The following is a 17,122-nucleotide window of genomic DNA, read 5'->3' as shown; positions in this document are numbered from 1 at the left end:
GACAGCTCAGGTGTTCAACCGGGCGCCATCGTGGCCCGCGATGATGAGTTCGCGCACCTTGCCCGGCGCCGCGCCTTCAATCGCCACCGGCAGGAAATGCTCCGTCCGGCCCTGTGTCGGGCTTTCGATCAGCACCGCGCGTACTTGCCCGATCTCCGCCGCAAGGCGCTTCTGCAGCGCCGCTTCGCCTGCGGCGCGGAGTTGCGCGGCACGTTGGCGCACGACGCGGCCGTCGAGCTGCGGCATCCGGGCGGCCGGGGTGCCGGGGCGCTTGGAATACGGAAACACATGCAGGAAGGTCAGGCCGCACTCCGCGACGAGATCGAGCGAGCGCTGAAACATCGCCTCGGTCTCGGTCGGGAAACCCGCGATCAGATCGGCGCCAAACGCGATGTCGGGGCGCAGTCGCCGCACCTCGTCGCAGAACGCGATCGCATCTGCGCGCGCGTGCCGCCGCTTCATCCGCTTCAGGATCATGTCGTCGCCGGCCTGCAGCGACAGATGCAGATGCGGCATCAATCGCTCTTCGCTGGCGAGCGCATCGAGCAGGTCGCGGTCGGCCTCGATGGAGTCGATCGAGGAAATCCGCAGCCGCTGCAACTCGGGGACGTGGCGCAACACTTTCTTAACCAGCGTGCCGAGCTTCGGCGCGCCCGGCAGGTCGGCGCCGTAGCTGGTGAGGTCGACGCCGGTCAGCACGATCTCGGCATGGCCGCGTTCGGCCAGCGCGCGGACCTGATCCACCACCGCGCCGACCGGCACCGAGCGGGAGTTACCACGCCCGAACGGGATGATGCAGAAAGTGCAGCGATGGTCGCAGCCGTTCTGCACCTGCACGAACACCCGCGGCAGGCCGCTCTGGTAACCGTCGATGAGATGCGGCGCCATCTCGCGCACCGCCATGATGTCGGCGACCGCGATCTTCTGCTCATTGCCGAGCCCGAACGCATCGGCGTCGAACGCCGCGCGCGCGGCGCGCCAGGCCTCGCTGCGCAGCTTGTCGTCATTGCCGACGACGCGATCGACTTCGCTCATCGCCGCGAAGGTGGCCGGCTCGGTCTGCGCCGCGCAGCCGGTGACGACGATGCGCGCGTCGGGCCGCGCGCGCTTCAACTTACGGATCTGCTGCCGGGCCTGCGCCACCGCCTCGCCCGTCACCGCGCAACTGTTGACCACAATGGCGTCGGCGAGCCCCGCGCCCTCGGCCTCGCGACGGATCACTTCGGATTCGAAGGCGTTGAGGCGGCAGCCGAAGGTGACGATCTCGACCATCACGCGACGGTCGCGTCGCGCGCCTGCGCAAACAGCGCCGGATCGAATCGGCCCTCGAATTCGAGCTCGGCGCCGCCGGTCATCAGCACGTGATCGTCGCGCTCGCGCCATTCGATGGTGAGCTGGCCGCCGGGCAACGTCATCTCGACGATTCGGTCGGCCCGCCGCAGCCGTGCGGCGGCGACCGCGGTGGCGCAGGCAGCCGAGCCGCAGGCGCGGGTCAGCCCGGCGCCGCGCTCCCAGGTCCGCATCGTGATGTGCTGGCGATCGACGATGTGGGCCAGCGTGATGTTGGCGCGCTCCGGAAAGATCGGATGGCTTTCCAGCAGCGGTCCGAATTTGCCGAGATCGTAGGCGTGGATGTCGTCGACCCAGAAGATCGCATGCGGATTGCCCATGCTGACGACCGACGGCGTGTGCAGGATTGGCGCGTCGATCGGGCCGATCTGCAATTCGATGCCGCGGGTGTCGCGGAATTCCTCGGCGAGCGGAATGTCCTGCCAGCCGAATTTCGGCGCGCCCATGTCGACGGTGTAGAGCTCGTCCGCGGGGCCCCGCCAGCAGTTCAGCAGGCCGGCGCGGGTCTCGAAGGTCAGGGCCTGCTGGTCCGAGCCCGCGAAGATCCGCCGCGCGACGCAGCGCATGCCGTTGCCGCAGGCACCGGATTCGGAGCCGTCATTGTTGTAGATCCGGACGAATGCTTCGGTGCCGGGCAGCCGCGCCGGCTGCAGCAGCATCAACTGATCGTAGGGCACATGCGCCGCCACCGCGCGGGCATCGTCCGGCGTCACCGGCGCGGGCTGGTCGCGCAGATCGACCACGACGATCTCGTTGCCGATACCGTTCATCTTGGCGAAAAGGCGGTTGTCCAGCGCGCTCATGATCCGTTCCCTGTCGGGCCTATATGGCGAAGCACGGCGGTTTTGGCCAGTCCGGCGATCCGCGCCGGCAGCGCCGCCACAGTCAGGCCACACGCCGATCGCAAGGGACGAAAGCGGCTGCCGGATGTTATGAAGGGCGCCCGGGCCGCCGATCCGCCGGGCGTCCAGGATCGCGGTGATCGGATGCGGCCGCGGTTTGCGGCCAGGGAGACATTGAATGAACCGCCCCCGCTCGTTTCACCCCGCACTGCTCGGGCTGGCATCGGCCGCCGCGCTGACGCTGGTCACGGCCGCCGCCTCGGCGCAGACCGAGACCAAGCCGGCCGATCCGGCGGCGCCGCCTGCCGCGACGGCGCCCGCTGCGCCGGCTCCCGCGACACCGGCGCCTCAGCCGGCCGCGACCGAAACGCCGCCGCCACCCGCGGCCGAGGCGCCTGCCGTGCCGCCGGCTTCGAAGGTGCAGAGCGCCGATCCGTTCGGCGAGGAGATCACGCTGGAGCCGAAGACCGCGGTGATCCTCAAGGGCAAGGCCAATTGGGACAATGCGTTCGAGAGCCTGATCGAAGCGTTCAAGTCAGTGACGGCGCTGCTCGACAAGCAGGGCATCAAGTCGAACGGCAATCCGATGATCGTCTACACCTCGACCGACGACAACGGCTTCACCTTCCAGGCCGAGATCCCGGTGCCCGAGGCGCCGAAGAATCTGCCCCAGACGATGAGCATGGGGACGACGCCGGACGGCAAGGCGCTGAAATTCGTCCATCGCGGTTCCTACGACAACATGGACAACACCTATGAGGCGATCACCAACCACCTCGACGACAAGAAGCTCGAGGCCAAGGACACCTTCGTCGAGGAATACACCACCGACCCGCTGACCACCGCGGAAGACAAGCTCGTGATCAACGTCTATGTGCCGATGAAATGATGATGATGCAGTTCAACACGTTCTCCGCCATCGCCATGACCCTCGCGGTGCTCGGCACGGCGCCGGCGCTGGCCCAGTCCGCGCCGCCATCGCCGCCGCCGGCGATCACCGTGACCGGCGAGGCGCAGAAATCGGTCGCGCCGGACATCGCGCAGATCGAGGCCGGCGTCTCCAACATCGCGAAGACCGCCCGCGCCGCCGCCGAGGCCAACAACGTCGCGATGGGCAAGGTGCTGCTCGAACTGAAGAACGCCGGCGTCGACGGCAAGGATGCCCAGACCTCGCGGCTGTCGATCCAGCCGCAATACGCCTCGAACCGTTCGGGTCCGAGCGAGATCAACGGCTATCTCGCCTCCAACCTCGTCACCGTCCGGGTGCGCGACGTCGCGCGGGTCGCGGGGCTGGTCGATACGCTGGTGACCGCCGGCGCCAACGAGATCCGCGGCATCGGCTTCCGCGTCGCCGATCCGTCGAAGCTGCTCGACGACGTCCGCGCCGAGGCGATCGCCGACGCCCGCCGCAAGGCCGAGGTCTATGCGCGCGCCGCCGGCGTGACGCTCGGCGCGCCGCTGCTGATCACAGAGGACACCCAGCAGGGCATCGCGCCGATGCGCAAGATGGTGGCGATGCAATCCGCCACGCCGGTCGCCGCCGGCGAGGAAACGCTGGGCGTCAACGTGACGGTGAGCTGGGCCATCAAGGCGCCGTAGTCGCCTACTGCCTTCTCCCCTCGTGGGAGAAGGTGGCGCGGACATCGTCCGCGCCGGATGAGGGGAGCCGCAAGCACGGCGTAAGCCCCTCACCCGGCGAGCTTCGCTCGCCACCCTCTCCCACGAGGGGAGAGGGTGATCTCCTCAGACCTCAAATACCTGACCCGGCTTCAGAACCGGAAAACGCTCGCGCGGCACGGCGGCGGCGTCGAGCGCCGCATACAGCTCCTGCTCCGGCGCATCGATCGCCTCGTCGGTGAGCTGGAAGGTGCCGTGATGATTCGCCAGCGCCTGCTCGGCGCCGCAATCCGCCAGCGCCATCACGGCGTCCGCCGGGTTCATGTGCTGGTCCTTCATGAACCAGCGCGGCGCGTAGGCGCCGATCGGCAGGATCGCCAGCCGCAGCGGCGCGTGCGCGTCGCGCACATTGCGGAAGTGCCTGCCGTCGCCATAGCCGGAATCGCAGACGACGTAGATCCTGCCGGCGGGAGTCTCCAGCACGAACGACGCCCACAGCGCGCGATTGCGGTCGAACGGGCCGCGCGCGGTCCAGTGCCGGGTCGGCACCAGCGTCACGGCGACGCCGTCACCGAGTTCGACGCGGTCCTGCCAGTCATAGGCCTCGGCGCGGATCGCGCTGTCGTGCGAAGCCATCGTCAGATCGTTGCCGAGCGGCGTGATCACCCGCGGCGCATGCGCTGCCGCCAGCCGCGACAGCGTCGCCAGATCGAGGTGGTCGTAATGGCCGTGCGACACCAGCACGACGTCGATCTTCGGCAGCTTGTCGAAGGCGATGCCGGGATCGTTGTGCCGCTTGGGGCCCGCGAAGCTGACCGGCGACACCCGCTGCGACCACACCGGGTCGACCAGGATATTGAGCCCGCCGGTCTGGAGCAGCCAGCTGGCATGGCCGACGTAACTCAGCCGCGCCGTGTCGCCGGTGACCCGCGGCGGCGGGGTGTCGGCGAACGGGCTCGGCGCCCAATCCGGCCATGGCGCGGGCTTCGTGGTGAACCGCCAGCGCAGCACGTCGAGCCACCCCTTCGGCGGCGCGCTGTCGCGATCGAAGAAGCGCTCACCGTCGAAATGATCGGTGATCGGGCCTTTGTAGGAGGTCATGCGGGAAACCCAGAAGGAGGAAAGCCCGGCCGTGGCGGCGAGGGCGGCGACGCTCGCCAGCAACGTTCGGCGCGAGATCGGGTTCATCGGCTCATGCGACCAGCGCGACGCCTTCGGCCGTCGCTGCCCGGACAAGCGCCGCGTCGAGCGTCGCCAGCTCGATCCGCTCGCGTTGCGCCAGTTCGAGATAGGCGGCGTCGTAGAAGGTCAGGCGATGGCGCTGAGCCAACGTGATCAGAGAGCGGTCGTCAGGGATTGGTGCAATCTCGATCGCCACAAGATTGAGTTGCAGTAAAAAGCTCTCGAGACGTGGAAGCTCCAATCGCTTACGGCGAACTGCCACCAGCAATGCATTTCGTGTTTCGAACCACCAGTGAGCTGGAACGATTGCGGTCGCGATTCTCGACAGATCGAATGCTCGATCCGCTATAGCCGAAGCTTCGTCCTGCATGCACCACGACACGGCAACGGACGCGTCGACAACGAAGCGCACGTTAGCTCCGTCCCTCGTCGCGCCAGGACAGGATCTCTTCCACAGTGGCACGCGGCGCGGTCTTTCTGAGCTCGCGAATTTCTTCGATCGCTCGGCGAGCTTCTTCTCTTCTGCTCTCGTCGAACGGCGGCGCGATTTCGAACGATTTTGCCCCATCTCGGCTGATCGTCACTGTCTCGCCGCGCTCGACTTCGTCGAGCAGCTCCGCGATGTTGGCGCGTGCATCCGCCAGGCTGACGTGCTTCATGACCTTCGACCTTTGTTAAGTCACCGATATATAGCAGTTTTCCGTCCGCCCGGCAGTCCCGTCGAAAGCGCCAAATGCCGCAATTCTTGACTTCGGCACGGCGTCGAGTCTAGATGCCGGCGAAATCTCGAAAAGTTCTCTTTTCGATCCGCCGACCGGTCCTGGAGGCCGGAGGTCAACGCCCGACAGCGCGATGCGCCCTCGGGCGCCACAGGTGTTTGGATTTACAGGCCTTTTCGTAGGGCCGGGTTGGAACTGGACCGATGTTCGACAATCTGTCGGAAAAGCTGGGTGGGATTCTCGATCGGCTGACCGGACGCGGGTCGCTGAGCGAGGCCGATGTCGATGCGGCGATGCGCGAGATCCGCCGCGCGCTGCTCGAGGCCGACGTTGCGCTCGAAGTGGTGCGCTCGTTCACCGAGAAGGTCCGCGAGCAGGCGGTCGGCGCCACCGTCGTCAAGTCGGTCAAGCCCGGCCAGATGGTGGTCAAGATCGTCAATGACGAGCTGATCGCCATGCTGGGCTCCGACAGCCAGGCGATCGACCTCAATGCCGTGGCGCCGGTGCCGATCATGATGGTCGGCCTGCAGGGCTCGGGCAAGACCACCACCACCGCCAAGCTGGCGCGCCGGATGACGAGCCGCGACAAGCGCAAGGTGCTGATGGCGTCGCTCGACGTCTACCGCCCGGCGGCGATGGAGCAGCTCGCGGTGCTCGGCCGCGATCTGCAAATCGACACGCTGCCGATCGTCGCCGGCCAGAAGCCGCCGGACATCGCGCGGCGCGCGATGGAAGCCGGCCGGCTCGGCGGCTACGACGTCGTGCTGCTCGACACCGCTGGCCGCACCACGCTCGACGAAGACATGATGACCGAGGCGGCCGAGATCAAAGCCGCCGCCAATCCGCACGAAGTGCTGCTGGTCGCCGACAGCCTGACCGGCCAGGACGCGGTCAATCTGGCGCGCGCCTTCGACGAGCGCGTCGGCCTCACCGGCATCGTGCTGACGCGTATTGATGGTGACGGCCGCGGCGGCGCGGCGCTGTCGATGCGCGCGGTCACCGGCAAGCCGATCAAGCTGATGGGCACCGGCGAAAAGACCGATGCGCTGGAAGACTTCCACCCGAGCCGGATCGCCGGCCGCATTCTCGGCATGGGCGACGTCGTCTCGCTGGTCGAGAAGGCCGCCTCGACGCTCGACGCCGAGAAGGCCGCCGCCGCCGTCGAGAAGATGCGCAAGGGCAAGTTCGATCTCGCCGACATGCGCGAACAGCTCGAGCAGATGACCAAGATGGGCGGCATCGGCGGGCTGATGGGGATGATGCCCGGCATCGCCAAGATGAAGAACCAGATCGCCGCCTCGGGCGTCGACGACAAGATCCTCAAGCGCCAGGTCGCGATCATCGATTCGATGACCCGCGAGGAGCGCAAGAACCCCGACATCCTCAAGGCCAGCCGCAAAAAGCGCATCGCCGCCGGCGCCGGTATCAAGGTCGAGGACGTCAACAAGCTGTTGAAGATGCACCGCAACATGGCCGACATGATGAAGGCCGTGGGCCGCGGCAAGGGCGGCCCGATGGCCGGTCTCGCGCAGGCGATGGGCTTCGGCGGCGGCTTGCCCTCGGCCGAACAGATCAAGGCGATGCAGGAACAGGCGCGGCAGGGCGGCGAGCTGCCCGGCGGCATGCCCGAACTGCCGAAGGACCTGCCCGCGAGTCTGCGCACCGGCCTGCCGAAACTGCCCGGCCTGACGGGTCTCAGCGGCAAGCCGACGCTGCCCGGCCTCGGCTCCTTCCCGGGCTTCGGGAAGAAGAAATGAGCGCCTTGCTCGCCCTCTCGGTCATTCCGGGGCGCCGCGCAGCGGCGAACCCGGAATCTCTGTCACAGAACACCTCGGGATTCCGGGTTCGCGCTTCGCGCGCCCCGGAATGACGAGCTGATTAGCAACACACACACCGAACCCCACCTTAAGGAGCTCCCATGTCCGTCGTCATCCGCCTCGCGCGCGCTGGTACCAAGAAGCGCCCGTTCTATCACGTCGTCGTCGCCGATTCGCGCTTCCCGCGCGACGGCCGCTTCATCGAGCGGCTCGGTTACTTCAATCCGCTGATGGCCAAGGACAACGAGGCGCGCCTCAAGCTCGACATCGACAAGGTCAAGGACTGGCTCGCCAAGGGCGCGCAGCCGTCCGACCGCGTCGCCCGCTTCCTCGACATCACCGGCGTCAAGAAGCGCGAAGCCCGCAACAACCCGGAAAAGGCGGTGCCGCGCAAGGAGCGCAAGGCCGCCGCCGAAGCCGCCGCCAAGAAGTAAGCGCCGATGCCGTCCGGGCCGATCTCCGTCGCCCGGCAAGTCTGCGTCGCGCGAATCGGCGCGCCGCACGGCGTGCGCGGCGCGATGCGGCTGTGGAGCTTCACCGCCGATCCGCTCGCGGTCGGCGACTACGGCCCGCTGTCGACCAAGGACGGCGCACGTTCGTTCGAGATCGCCACCGCGCGCGCCGCCAAGGATCATCTGGTGGTGACGCTGAAGGGCGTCACCACGCGCGACGACGCGGTGCGCCTCAACGGCCTCGAACTGTATGTGCCGCGCGACCGGCTGCCGCCGACGCAGGACGACGAATACTACCACGCCGACCTGATCGGCCTGCCGGCGATCACGACGTCCGGCGAGCCTCTCGGCCGCGTGCTGGCGATCCACAATTTCGGCGCCGGCGACATCATCGAGATCGCGCCGGCCTCGGGGCCGACGCTGCTGCTGCCGTTCACCAACGCGGTGGTGCCGACCGTCGACCTCGCCGCCGGGCAGGTGATCATCGAATTGCCGGGCGAGATCGAGGGCGACACGCCGAACCATCCGGAGGCGTGAGGCGCGGGCGGCATTGTTTTCGCGCACGCGTCGCAACACTTATGATCGTCATCGCCGGGCTTGACCCGGCGATCCATCTTCTTGCGAAGGCGATGGATGCCCGGATCAAGTCCGGGCATGACGTCCGAATTCGCTGCACGGCCTACGCATGACCTGGCGCGCCACTGTCCTCACGTTGTTTCCGGCGATGTTTCCCGGCCCGCTCGGCGTCAGCCTGGCGGGGCGGGCGCTGGCGTCCGGGGTTTGGGCGCTGGAGGCGCGCGACATCCGCGACTCGGCCACGGACCGGCACCGCAGCGTCGACGACACGCCGGCTGGCGGCGGGCCCGGCATGGTGCTGCGCGCCGATGTGCTGGCGGCGGCGATCGACGCCGCCGATCCTGTGCCGGGCCGGCCCCGGCTGGTGATGAGCCCGCGCGGCCGGCCATTGACCCAGGCCCGCGTCGCGGAGCTGGCGACAGGCCCCGGCCCGCTGATCGTCTGCGGCCGGTTCGAGGGCATCGACCAGCGCGTGATCGACGCCCGGAACCTGGAGGAAGTCTCGATCGGCGACTATGTGCTGTCGGGCGGCGAGATCGCAGCATTCGCGCTGATCGATGCCTGCGTCCGGCTGCTGCCGGGGGTGATGGGCAAGCTGGATTCCTCGACCGAGGAGAGCTTTTCCGCCGGATTGCTGGAATATCCGCAATACACCCGACCGCAGATCTTCGAGGGCCGGCCGATCCCCGAGACCCTGATTTCGGGCGACCATGCCAAGGTAGCCGCCTGGCGGCAGGTCGAGGCCGAGGCCCTGACCCGGGCGCGCCGGCCGGATCTTTGGGGCGCAAGATCTGTGGCAAGACCCGCCGCAAACGCCCCGGCAAAAGGCGAATCGCAAAAATCGCCAAAAGACAAGACGGACGGGTGACAAACCCCCAGGATTGCCGTATAGCACCGGCAAATCCGTGCAATGGCAGGACAGTGATCTTCGCGCAGCCCGCGCCGGGATGGTCGGGCGCGCCGCCGATGGAGAATGACCGATGAACCTCATCCAGACGCTCGAAAAAGAGCAGTTCGACAAGCTGTCCGCCGGCAAGACGATTCCGGAATTCGGCCCCGGCGACACCGTGATCGTCAACGTCAAGGTGGTCGAAGGCGAGCGCTCGCGCGTGCAGGCCTATGAGGGCGTCTGCATCGGCCGCTCCGGCGGCGGCATCAACGAGAGCTTCACCGTCCGCAAGATCTCCTACGGCGAAGGCGTCGAGCGCGTGTTCCCGCTGCTGTCCCCGATGATCGATTCGATCAAGGTGGTGCGCCGCGGCAAGGTGCGTCGCGCCAAGCTGTATTACCTGCGCAACCTGCGCGGCAAGTCGGCCCGCATCGTCGAAAAGAAGCAGGACCGCCCGGCCAAGGTCGCCGCCGGCGCCGCCGAGTAATCTTCAACGCTTCAATCGTTCTGAGAAAGCGCGGGTTCTGCCCGCGCTTTTTTCGTTGGTGTCGGTCCCTGTGTCCCGGGCGCGATGCGGCGTTCTTCACGCCGCTTCGCAGACCCGGGACCCCGGTTGCTTTTGCCACGTCCGAAACCGGGGCCCCGGATCTGCAGTGCACCACGCCGCAAGTGCGGCGCGCTGCGCTGCGTCCGGGGCACGCGATTGCGAACGCAATGACATAGTCGCAGCGTTGTCGTGCCGTCGCATCGTGCTATATGGATGGAATGTTTCCAGATCGCCCCGCACGCATCGTGCTCGATGACCGCAGCCGCCTGCCATGGCGGTTCTTCGGGCGACTGACCACGGCTGCGCTCACGGCCTGAGCGTTCCGGTTTCGCGCGGCTGTTCCGCGAGACGCATTCCGCTTTCAAGCATCACCTAATCCGGTTCGAGGACTGACACGATGTCCGCTGCAAAACCCACCACGCTGTACGACAAGATCTGGAACGACCACCTGGTGCACGAGGCCGAGGACGGCACCTGCCTGCTGTATATCGACCGCCATCTGGTGCACGAAGTGACCAGCCCGCAGGCCTTCGAGGGGCTGCGCACCGCCGGCCGCAAGGTGCATGCGCCGGAGAAGACGCTGGCGGTGGTCGACCACAACGTGCCGACCACCGATCGCTCCAAGCCCAATCCGGATCCGGAGAGCGCCGAGCAGATCGCCGCGCTCGCCGAGAACGCCCGCGACTTCGGCGTCACCTACTACAACGAGTTCGACAAGCGGCAGGGCGTGGTCCACGTCATCGGCCCGGAGCAGGGCTTCACGCTGCCCGGCACCACCATCGTCTGCGGCGACAGCCACACCTCGACGCACGGCGCGTTCGGCGCGCTGGCGCATGGCATCGGCACCTCCGAGGTCGAGCACGTCCTCGCCACCCAGACGCTGATCCAGAAGAAGGCCAAGAACATGCGCGTGACCGTCGACGGCGATCTGCCGGACGGCGTCACCGCCAAGGACATCATCCTGGCGATCATCGGCGAGATAGGCACCGCGGGCGGCACCGGCTACGTGCTGGAATATGCCGGCAGTGCGATCCGCGCGCTGTCGATGGAAGGCCGCATGACGGTCTGCAACATGTCGATCGAAGGCGGCGCCCGCGCCGGCCTGATCGCGCCGGACGAGAAGGCCTATGCCTACCTGAAGGGCCGCCCGATGGCGCCGACTGGCGCCAACTGGGACGCCGCGATGCGCTATTGGGACACGCTGCGTTCCGACGAGGGCGCGCATTTCGACCACGAGCTCCGGCTCGATGCCGCAGCGCTGCCGCCGATCGTGACCTGGGGCACCTCGCCCGAAGACGTGATTTCGGTCACCGGAAAGGTGCCGAACCCGGCCGACATCGCCGACGAGGCCAAGCGGCTCTCCAAGGAGCGCGCGCTGGCCTATATGGGCCTGACGCCGGGGACGAAGATCACCGACATCAAGATCGACCGGATGTTCATCGGCTCCTGCACCAACGGCCGGATCGAGGACCTGCGCGCCGCCGCCAAGGTCGCCGAGGGCAAGACCGTCAACGCCAACGTCAACGCCATCATCGTGCCGGGCTCCGGCCTGGTGAAGGAACAGGCCGAGGCCGAAGGGCTCGACAAGATCTTCGTCAAGGCCGGCTTCGAATGGCGCGAGCCGGGCTGCTCGATGTGCCTCGCCATGAACCCCGACAAGCTCGCGCCCGAAGAGCGCTGCGCCTCGACGTCGAACCGCAACTTCGAAGGCCGCCAGGGCTTCAAGGGCCGCACCCATCTGGTGTCGCCCGCGATGGCGGCGGCGGCGGCGATCGCCGGCCACTTCGTCGACATCCGCGAGTGGCGCTAAGCAACGCACGTCATTGCCGGGCTCGGCCCGGCAATCCATCTTCAGAAGAACGATGGACCGCCGGATCAAGTCCGGCGGTGACGGCGAGAGCAATAGTTAGAGCGCTTCATCGACTGATTGAAGCGATGCGGCCATCTCAAGTGCAGAGTCGTCATCCTGAGGTGCGCGCGTAGCGCGCCTCGAAGGATGCGGCCCCGAGGCGCCTGCGGCCCATCCTTCGAGGTGCCCGCTGCGCCGCGCACAGCGCGGCCCAGCCGGCACCTCAGGATGACGGCGGCAGCCGCATTGGGAGCTCTGATTCTATCAAAGCAGTACTGCGATCACCGAACTACCAATACACCCGCCAGGCGCGGTGGGGGCGCCAGTGGTGCCGCCACGGCCGCAGCTTGCAGATGCGGCGCGGGCCGTAAGAGGTGTAGACCACGCGGCAGAACCGGCGCGGGCCGTAGTAGCGCGGGCCGTAATACGCCGGCGCGTAGTAACGCTGTCCGTAATAGCCATAGACGCGCGGGCGCACATAGTGCCGGCGGAAGCCGTGATGGCGATAGCCGTGATAGCGGGGCCCGAAATGACGGGGCCCGAAATGGCGGCGGCCGACGAAGCGCGGGCCGCCGTGGAACTGGCGATGATGAAACGCCGGGCGCCCGATATGACCGCCACGGAAGCCGCCGCCCTGAAACGCCGGGCGGAAGCCACCACCGCGGAAGCCGCCGCCATGATGAATTCCGCCGCCGCGAAAACCTCCGCCGCCACGGAAGCCGCCGCCACCGCGATGGCCGCCGCCGATCTGACCGACCACCTGGATCGGCTTTTCTGTCGCGACCTTGCTGGTGTTGGCGGTGGCCGGGCTCGCCGGCGACAGCGCCTGCGCGCGCGGCGCGGCGGCGATCGAGAAGGCCAGCGCTGCGGCCGCGGCGAATGCCAACGCGCCGATCCGGCTGGCCAGAGTCGGACGATCAGGGCGATGTGGTGTGATCGCGCCCATATGCGCAGTCGGCATATGGGCAGTCATCGGCGTGTCGGCAGTCATCATCGGCGCGTGCGCATTCATCGGCGCTCCCCCGGCGCCGTCACGCGGCGCGTTGACGTTGGTTGTGTCGCTCCCGGACGCAGGCTAGGAGGCGCAAACTGAACGCGTCATGAATAGCGTGGCCGGAGCATCGCGCGCACCGCATCGATGCGCCGATCGGGCCGTCGCGCTTACCACGACGGCTGAAAGCCGTAGCCGCCGAACCCGAAAGGGAAGAACGGTGCGACTCCGTACGGACGATAGTGATACGGCCGCGCGTAGTAGCGCGGCGCGTAGTAACGCGGCCGCGGCCCCCAGCGGTGACGGCGATGCGCGTATCGCCGCATCTGGCGATGGGCGTGCGCGCGGCCGCGATGCCGCGAGCTGAACTCGGTCGCCGGCACGGCGTTCTCAAGCGTCCCCTCGCCGGCCTGTGCTGCGCGCGATCCGCTCGCCGCGGATGCCTGCGCCGCCGCCGCCGGCATCACGCCGAGCGCAACCGCAACGATCATTGCTGTCATCCAGCTTCGCATCGCCTCATCCTCCGCCGCCGATCACGCCGCACGGTCGTGATGCTAGCGCGACGCGCGCGATCGCGACAGGCCGAAACAAAAACAGGCCCGAAAAACGGGCCTGTTTGCTGAACAATGCGTTCAGATTTGCGCGGCGATCAACGCCAGTGGCGGCGATAATGGTGGCGCGGCGCGTAGTGCCGGTGCGGGCGGTGGATGTGGCGGCGGTAGGCGCGATGGTGCCGGTAGCGGGGATGATGCCGATAGCTGCGGTGATGCCGATACTGCACTTCGCTGGCTTCAGGGATCACGTCGCGCTGAACCGTGGTGGCGAGTCCGGCGCTCGACATCGGCGCGGCCTGCGCGCGATCGGCCGGTGCGGCGATCAGCAGCAATCCCGCGATGGCGGCGAGACCGGAGAGTTTCAGAATGTTCATCGATCAGTTTCCTTGGTTCGAGATGCGCTTTGTCCAGCGTGATGCGGTTTGTTGTCGATCACCGCAGAGCGACTGGCGCCGCTTGTGATCATGCTGGAGCGCGCGACGTGAATGCGGAGTGAATGCCTCCCGCGCGAATGAATGCGCATCGTGTCGCAGTGGTTCCTGCGACGATGCGTTTTCTGCAGCGTGCATCGCGCGACTAATCGAAGTCCGGCGCCGATCTCATCGACTTCTTGCGTCGACCACGACGATGATGACGCGACGACGCCGACGGTTCGCGAAGGGATGCGCTTCGACCTGCGGCATTGTCGCGCTGCTGCTCAACGTCGCACGCGCGGCGCCATGGTCGGCGGATCTCAGCCGCGGCGCCAGAAGCAGTTCATCCGGGGCGTGATCACGGTTCCGCTCGGGCGATATTCCTGCACATAGGTCGCGGTGCATTCGCGCACCGCGTTGCGGCCGGGAAAATAGCGCGGATAGACGTCGTCGCTCGGGGCCACGCGCGGATAGATCCGCAGCCGGCGCGGCGGACGCCGCTCCTGCGCCGACACATCGGTGAGGGGCGCGGCGGCGGACGGCCTCGCCTGCATCGAGGTCTGCGCCTGCGCCGGTTCCGCCGTCTGCAGCAGCAGCGCCGCGGTCAGCCCCGCCGCTGCCAGCCCCAGTGCTTTGGTCATCGCTCGGATCATCGCAACCGCCCCGTCCCAAATCCTCGCCGGCAAAGTCCCCGATCGGCGCCCCGCCGTCAACCGCAGCCATCTGCCGCCTTTGCCGAACGCTCCGCGATCCCCTACAACGCCGCGATGTGGATCACCGCCAAGGCGCCCTCGCTCGCCGAGTTCGAGGAGATGGCGCAAGAGAGTTTCGCCAGACTCCCGCACGAGTTCCGCGCGCTGTGCGAGGACGTGATCATCCGCGTCGACGATTTCCCGACCGACGAGGTGCTGGAGGAACTGGGAGCCCAGACCGAGTTCGACCTGCTCGGCCTGTTCCAGGGGATCGGCCTGCCGCAGCGCTCCAGCCAGGACATCGCGCCGATGCCCAACATGATCTGGCTGTACCGCCGGCCGATCCTGGATTACTGGGCCGAGAACGACGAGACGCTGGGCCACATCGTCAGCCACGTCCTGATCCACGAGATCGGCCACCATTTCGGCCTGTCCGACGACGACATGGAAGAGATCGAGGCGCAGGTGGCGGACTGACAGGACCCGCTCCTCCGTCATTGCGAGGAGCACCCGGATCGGCGCTGTGCGCCGTCCGGGCACAGGCTCCGCGACGAAGCAATCCAGCCCCGTGCACGGCGCTCTGGATTGCTTCGCTTCGCTCGCATTGACGGGTGGGCTGAGCCCCCGCGTCACCCAGCCTCCCGAAAGAATCGCCTTGGAACGCCGGGCCGGGCCGGCTAAAACCCGGCCTCAATCTGGGAAAATCGCATGGACAAGTTCACCACGCTGGAAGGCGTCGCGGCGCCGCTGAAGATCATCAATGTCGACACCGACATGATCATCCCCAAGCAGTACCTGAAGACCATCAAGCGCACCGGCCTCGGCAAGGGCCTGTTCTCGGAACAGCGCTACAATGACGACGGCAGCGAGAATCCGGACTTCGTCCTCAACAAGCCGGCCTATCGCAGCGCCAAGATCCTGGTCGCCGGCGACAATTTCGGCTGCGGCTCGAGCCGCGAGCACGCCCCCTGGGCGCTGTTGGATTTCGGCATCCGCTGCGTGATCTCGACCTCGTTCGGCGACATCTTCTACAACAACTGCTTCAAGAACGGCGTGCTGCCGATCCGCGTCTCGCAGGAGGATCTCGACGAGCTGTTCGACGACGCCGAGCGCGGCTCCAACGCCACCGTGACCATCGACCTGCCGGCGCAGGAGATCCGCGGCCCGGACGGCGGCACGGTGAAGTTCGAGATCGATCCGTTCCGTAAGCACTGCCTGATCAATGGCCTCGACGACATCGGGCTGACGCTCGAGAAGAAGGCCTCGATCGACAGCTACGAAGACAAGCTGAAGACCGAACGCGCCTGGGCTTAGTTCTTGACCTCCCCCCGCGCGCGGGGAGAGGTCGACCGGCGGAGCGCAGCGAAGCCGGTCGGGTGAGGGGGCGCCTCCACGCGGCCGGGACTCACTGCCCGCGTCGCCCCTCACCCCACCCCTCTCCCCGCAAGAGCGGGGCGAGGGAGCAGGCTGCGGCTGTTGCGATCGGCTGCGCCTTCAATTCCCTTCAGTGCCTTCAGGCAATCCATCCAACCCGTCATTCCGGGGCGCCGCGTAGCGGCGAACCCGGAATCTCGAGCTGTCCTGCAATACGGAATCGCCGGGTGTCCTGAACGTCGGGATTCCGGGTTCGCGAGCTGCGCTCGCGCCCCGGAATGACGTGCTCGCGGCTGGCCAGGACCGCAATGACGTGCGTGCGCGCGACGAGCGCTCGCGCAGAGCGCCTACTTCCCCGCCCGCTCGATCGCGTCGGCGATCGCGATGGTCTTCCTGGCGATCTCGGCATGCAGGCGCTCGACCATGCGGCCGTCGAGCTGGATCGCGCCGCGGCCCTTGTTCTCCGGGCGCTCGAAGGCCGCCAGGATGGCGCGGGCCTGCGCCACGTCCTCCGCCGGCGGCGTGAAGGTGGCGTTGCAGGCGTCGATCTGGCCGGGGTGGATCAGCGTCTTGCCGTCGAAGCCGAGGTCGCGCGCCTGGGCGCATTCCTGGGCGAAGCCGTCGACATTGGCGATGTCGCTGTAGGGGCCGTCGAGCACGACGAGGCCGTGGACCCGCGCGGCGAGAACGCAGTGGGTGATCATCGGGATCATGGTGGGGCGGCCCGGCAGCATGCGGATGCCGGTCTCGCGCGAAATGTCGTTGGGCCCGAACACGAAGCCGGCCAGCCGCATCTCGGAATCGCGGCTCTGCGCCGCCAGCTCCTCGGCGTGCAGCACGCCGCGCGCGGTCTCGATCATGATCCAGACCCGGATCGCCATGTCGGCGTTGAGGTCGCTGAGCCGGTCGGCGACCGCCGTCAGGTCCTGCACGCTCGACACCTTCGGCACCAGGATGCCGTCCGGCTTGACCTTGGCGGCCATCGCGATGTCGTCGAGCCACCACGGCGAATCCAGCGCGTTGATCCGCACCAGCACCTCGCGGTGGCCGTAGCCCCTTGCGGCGACCGCGGCGGCGATCTGGTCGCGCGCGGTGTCCTTGGCGTCCGGCGCCACCGCGTCTTCGAGGTCGAGGATCAGGCCGTCGGCCGGCAGCAGGCGCGCCTTCTCCAGCGCCCGCGCGTTCGACCCGGGCATGAACAACAGGCTGCGGCGCGGTCGGATCATCGGTCTGTCCCCATCAGTGCCCGGAAAACCCT

General features: G+C 67.6%; 20 protein-coding genes. 10 read left to right on the top strand and 10 right to left on the bottom strand.

Annotated features, from left to right (window positions below; all coding sequences use genetic code 11):
• Positions 1 to 6: 6 nt before the first annotated feature.
• Positions 7 to 1,275 carry a tRNA (N(6)-L-threonylcarbamoyladenosine(37)-C(2))-methylthiotransferase MtaB gene (mtaB, locus tag ACTZWT_RS16020; protein WP_444770677.1) on the bottom strand — a complete coding sequence of 423 codons (1,269 nt, stop codon included), beginning with the start codon at positions 1,273 to 1,275 and terminating at the stop codon, positions 7 to 9.
• On the bottom strand, positions 1,272 to 2,153 hold the full coding sequence (gene dapF, locus ACTZWT_RS16015) for a diaminopimelate epimerase (protein ID WP_444770676.1): 882 nt from the start codon (positions 2,151 to 2,153) through the stop codon (positions 1,272 to 1,274). The genes mtaB and dapF overlap by 4 nt, the downstream gene beginning before the upstream one ends.
• Positions 2,154 to 2,370: 217 nt before the next feature.
• Here dapF and ACTZWT_RS16010 point away from each other — a divergent pair, with 217 nt between their 5' ends.
• Complete coding sequence (locus tag ACTZWT_RS16010) at positions 2,371 to 3,081, top strand: GyrI-like domain-containing protein (protein ID WP_444770675.1); 711 nt, start codon at positions 2,371 to 2,373, stop codon at positions 3,079 to 3,081.
• Positions 3,081 to 3,791, top strand: coding sequence for an SIMPL domain-containing protein (locus ACTZWT_RS16005; protein ID WP_444770674.1), 711 nt, complete (start codon positions 3,081 to 3,083; stop codon positions 3,789 to 3,791). The genes ACTZWT_RS16010 and ACTZWT_RS16005 overlap by 1 nt, the downstream gene beginning before the upstream one ends.
• A 144-nt stretch (positions 3,792 to 3,935) precedes the next feature.
• Here ACTZWT_RS16005 and ACTZWT_RS16000 read toward each other — a convergent pair whose 3' ends face one another.
• From ACTZWT_RS16000 to ACTZWT_RS15990, 3 genes are read right to left on the bottom strand one after another with little or no spacing between them, the layout of a single operon-like run.
• Positions 3,936 to 4,997, bottom strand: coding sequence for an MBL fold metallo-hydrolase (locus ACTZWT_RS16000; RefSeq protein ID WP_444770673.1), 1,062 nt, complete (start codon positions 4,995 to 4,997; stop codon positions 3,936 to 3,938).
• Between the two features lie 4 nt (positions 4,998 to 5,001).
• Positions 5,002 to 5,403 carry a type II toxin-antitoxin system VapC family toxin gene (locus ACTZWT_RS15995; protein WP_444770672.1) on the bottom strand — a complete coding sequence of 134 codons (402 nt, stop codon included), beginning with the start codon at positions 5,401 to 5,403 and terminating at the stop codon, positions 5,002 to 5,004.
• Position 5,404: 1 nt separating this feature from the next.
• Positions 5,405 to 5,650 carry a type II toxin-antitoxin system Phd/YefM family antitoxin gene (locus tag ACTZWT_RS15990; RefSeq protein WP_444770671.1) on the bottom strand — a complete coding sequence of 82 codons (246 nt, stop codon included), beginning with the start codon at positions 5,648 to 5,650 and terminating at the stop codon, positions 5,405 to 5,407.
• A 263-nt stretch (positions 5,651 to 5,913) separates the two neighbouring features.
• On the opposite strand from ACTZWT_RS15990, the gene ffh reads away from it, so the two are divergent.
• From ffh to leuC, 6 genes are all read left to right on the top strand, one after another.
• The gene (gene ffh / locus ACTZWT_RS15985; RefSeq protein ID WP_444770670.1) at positions 5,914 to 7,467 is read left to right on the top strand and encodes a signal recognition particle protein; all 1,554 of its coding nucleotides are present in this window, start codon (positions 5,914 to 5,916) and stop codon (positions 7,465 to 7,467) included.
• Between the two features lie 161 nt (positions 7,468 to 7,628).
• The gene (rpsP, locus tag ACTZWT_RS15980; RefSeq protein WP_444770669.1) at positions 7,629 to 7,961 is read left to right on the top strand and encodes a 30S ribosomal protein S16; all 333 of its coding nucleotides are present in this window, start codon (positions 7,629 to 7,631) and stop codon (positions 7,959 to 7,961) included.
• 6 nt (positions 7,962 to 7,967) lie between these two features.
• Positions 7,968 to 8,516 carry a ribosome maturation factor RimM gene (rimM, locus tag ACTZWT_RS15975; protein ID WP_444770668.1) on the top strand — a complete coding sequence of 183 codons (549 nt, stop codon included), beginning with the start codon at positions 7,968 to 7,970 and terminating at the stop codon, positions 8,514 to 8,516.
• A 148-nt stretch (positions 8,517 to 8,664) separates the two neighbouring features.
• The gene (gene trmD / locus ACTZWT_RS15970; RefSeq protein WP_444770667.1) at positions 8,665 to 9,423 is read left to right on the top strand and encodes a tRNA (guanosine(37)-N1)-methyltransferase TrmD; all 759 of its coding nucleotides are present in this window, start codon (positions 8,665 to 8,667) and stop codon (positions 9,421 to 9,423) included.
• Between the two features lie 112 nt (positions 9,424 to 9,535).
• The gene (rplS, locus tag ACTZWT_RS15965) at positions 9,536 to 9,931 is read left to right on the top strand and encodes a 50S ribosomal protein L19 (protein ID WP_011439250.1); all 396 of its coding nucleotides are present in this window, start codon (positions 9,536 to 9,538) and stop codon (positions 9,929 to 9,931) included.
• Between the two features lie 457 nt (positions 9,932 to 10,388).
• Positions 10,389 to 11,801 (top strand): 3-isopropylmalate dehydratase large subunit, encoded by a 1,413-nt coding sequence (leuC, locus tag ACTZWT_RS15960; RefSeq protein ID WP_444770666.1) that lies wholly within the window; start codon positions 10,389 to 10,391, stop codon positions 11,799 to 11,801.
• A 328-nt stretch (positions 11,802 to 12,129) separates the two neighbouring features.
• Here leuC and ACTZWT_RS15955 read toward each other — a convergent pair whose 3' ends face one another.
• The 4 genes from ACTZWT_RS15955 to ACTZWT_RS15940 form a co-directional block, all read right to left on the bottom strand.
• The gene (locus tag ACTZWT_RS15955) at positions 12,130 to 12,801 is read right to left on the bottom strand and encodes a hypothetical protein (RefSeq protein ID WP_444770961.1); all 672 of its coding nucleotides are present in this window, start codon (positions 12,799 to 12,801) and stop codon (positions 12,130 to 12,132) included.
• Positions 12,802 to 13,001: 200 nt separating this feature from the next.
• A complete protein-coding gene (locus tag ACTZWT_RS15950; RefSeq protein ID WP_444770665.1) occupies positions 13,002 to 13,322 on the bottom strand; it encodes a hypothetical protein in 321 nt (106 codons plus the stop codon).
• A 158-nt stretch (positions 13,323 to 13,480) separates the two neighbouring features.
• Positions 13,481 to 13,759 carry a hypothetical protein gene (locus ACTZWT_RS15945; protein WP_444770664.1) on the bottom strand — a complete coding sequence of 93 codons (279 nt, stop codon included), beginning with the start codon at positions 13,757 to 13,759 and terminating at the stop codon, positions 13,481 to 13,483.
• A 359-nt stretch (positions 13,760 to 14,118) separates the two neighbouring features.
• Positions 14,119 to 14,451, bottom strand: coding sequence for a hypothetical protein (locus tag ACTZWT_RS15940; protein WP_444770663.1), 333 nt, complete (start codon positions 14,449 to 14,451; stop codon positions 14,119 to 14,121).
• Between the two features lie 114 nt (positions 14,452 to 14,565).
• Here ACTZWT_RS15940 and ACTZWT_RS15935 point away from each other — a divergent pair, with 114 nt between their 5' ends.
• Together ACTZWT_RS15935 and leuD are read left to right on the top strand one after the other, a co-directional pair.
• Entirely contained in the window at positions 14,566 to 14,967 is a 402-nt protein-coding gene (locus tag ACTZWT_RS15935; protein ID WP_444770662.1) for a metallopeptidase family protein, read from the top strand.
• A gap of 231 nt (positions 14,968 to 15,198) precedes the next feature.
• Positions 15,199 to 15,804, top strand: a complete 606-nt coding sequence (gene leuD, locus ACTZWT_RS15930; protein ID WP_444770661.1) for a 3-isopropylmalate dehydratase small subunit — start codon at positions 15,199 to 15,201, stop codon at positions 15,802 to 15,804.
• 407 nt (positions 15,805 to 16,211) lie between these two features.
• Here the strand turns inward: leuD and ACTZWT_RS15925 are convergent, their stop codons facing one another.
• Positions 16,212 to 17,090 carry an HpcH/HpaI aldolase/citrate lyase family protein gene (locus ACTZWT_RS15925; RefSeq protein WP_444770660.1) on the bottom strand — a complete coding sequence of 293 codons (879 nt, stop codon included), beginning with the start codon at positions 17,088 to 17,090 and terminating at the stop codon, positions 16,212 to 16,214.
• Positions 17,091 to 17,122 lie beyond the last annotated feature (32 nt).

The organism is Rhodopseudomonas sp. NSM, from assembly GCF_052445935.1.
GTDB lineage: Bacteria > Pseudomonadota > Alphaproteobacteria > Rhizobiales > Xanthobacteraceae > Rhodopseudomonas.
The sequence above is the reverse complement of the archived record's forward strand: the minus strand, read 5'-3'. Positions and strand labels throughout refer to the sequence as shown.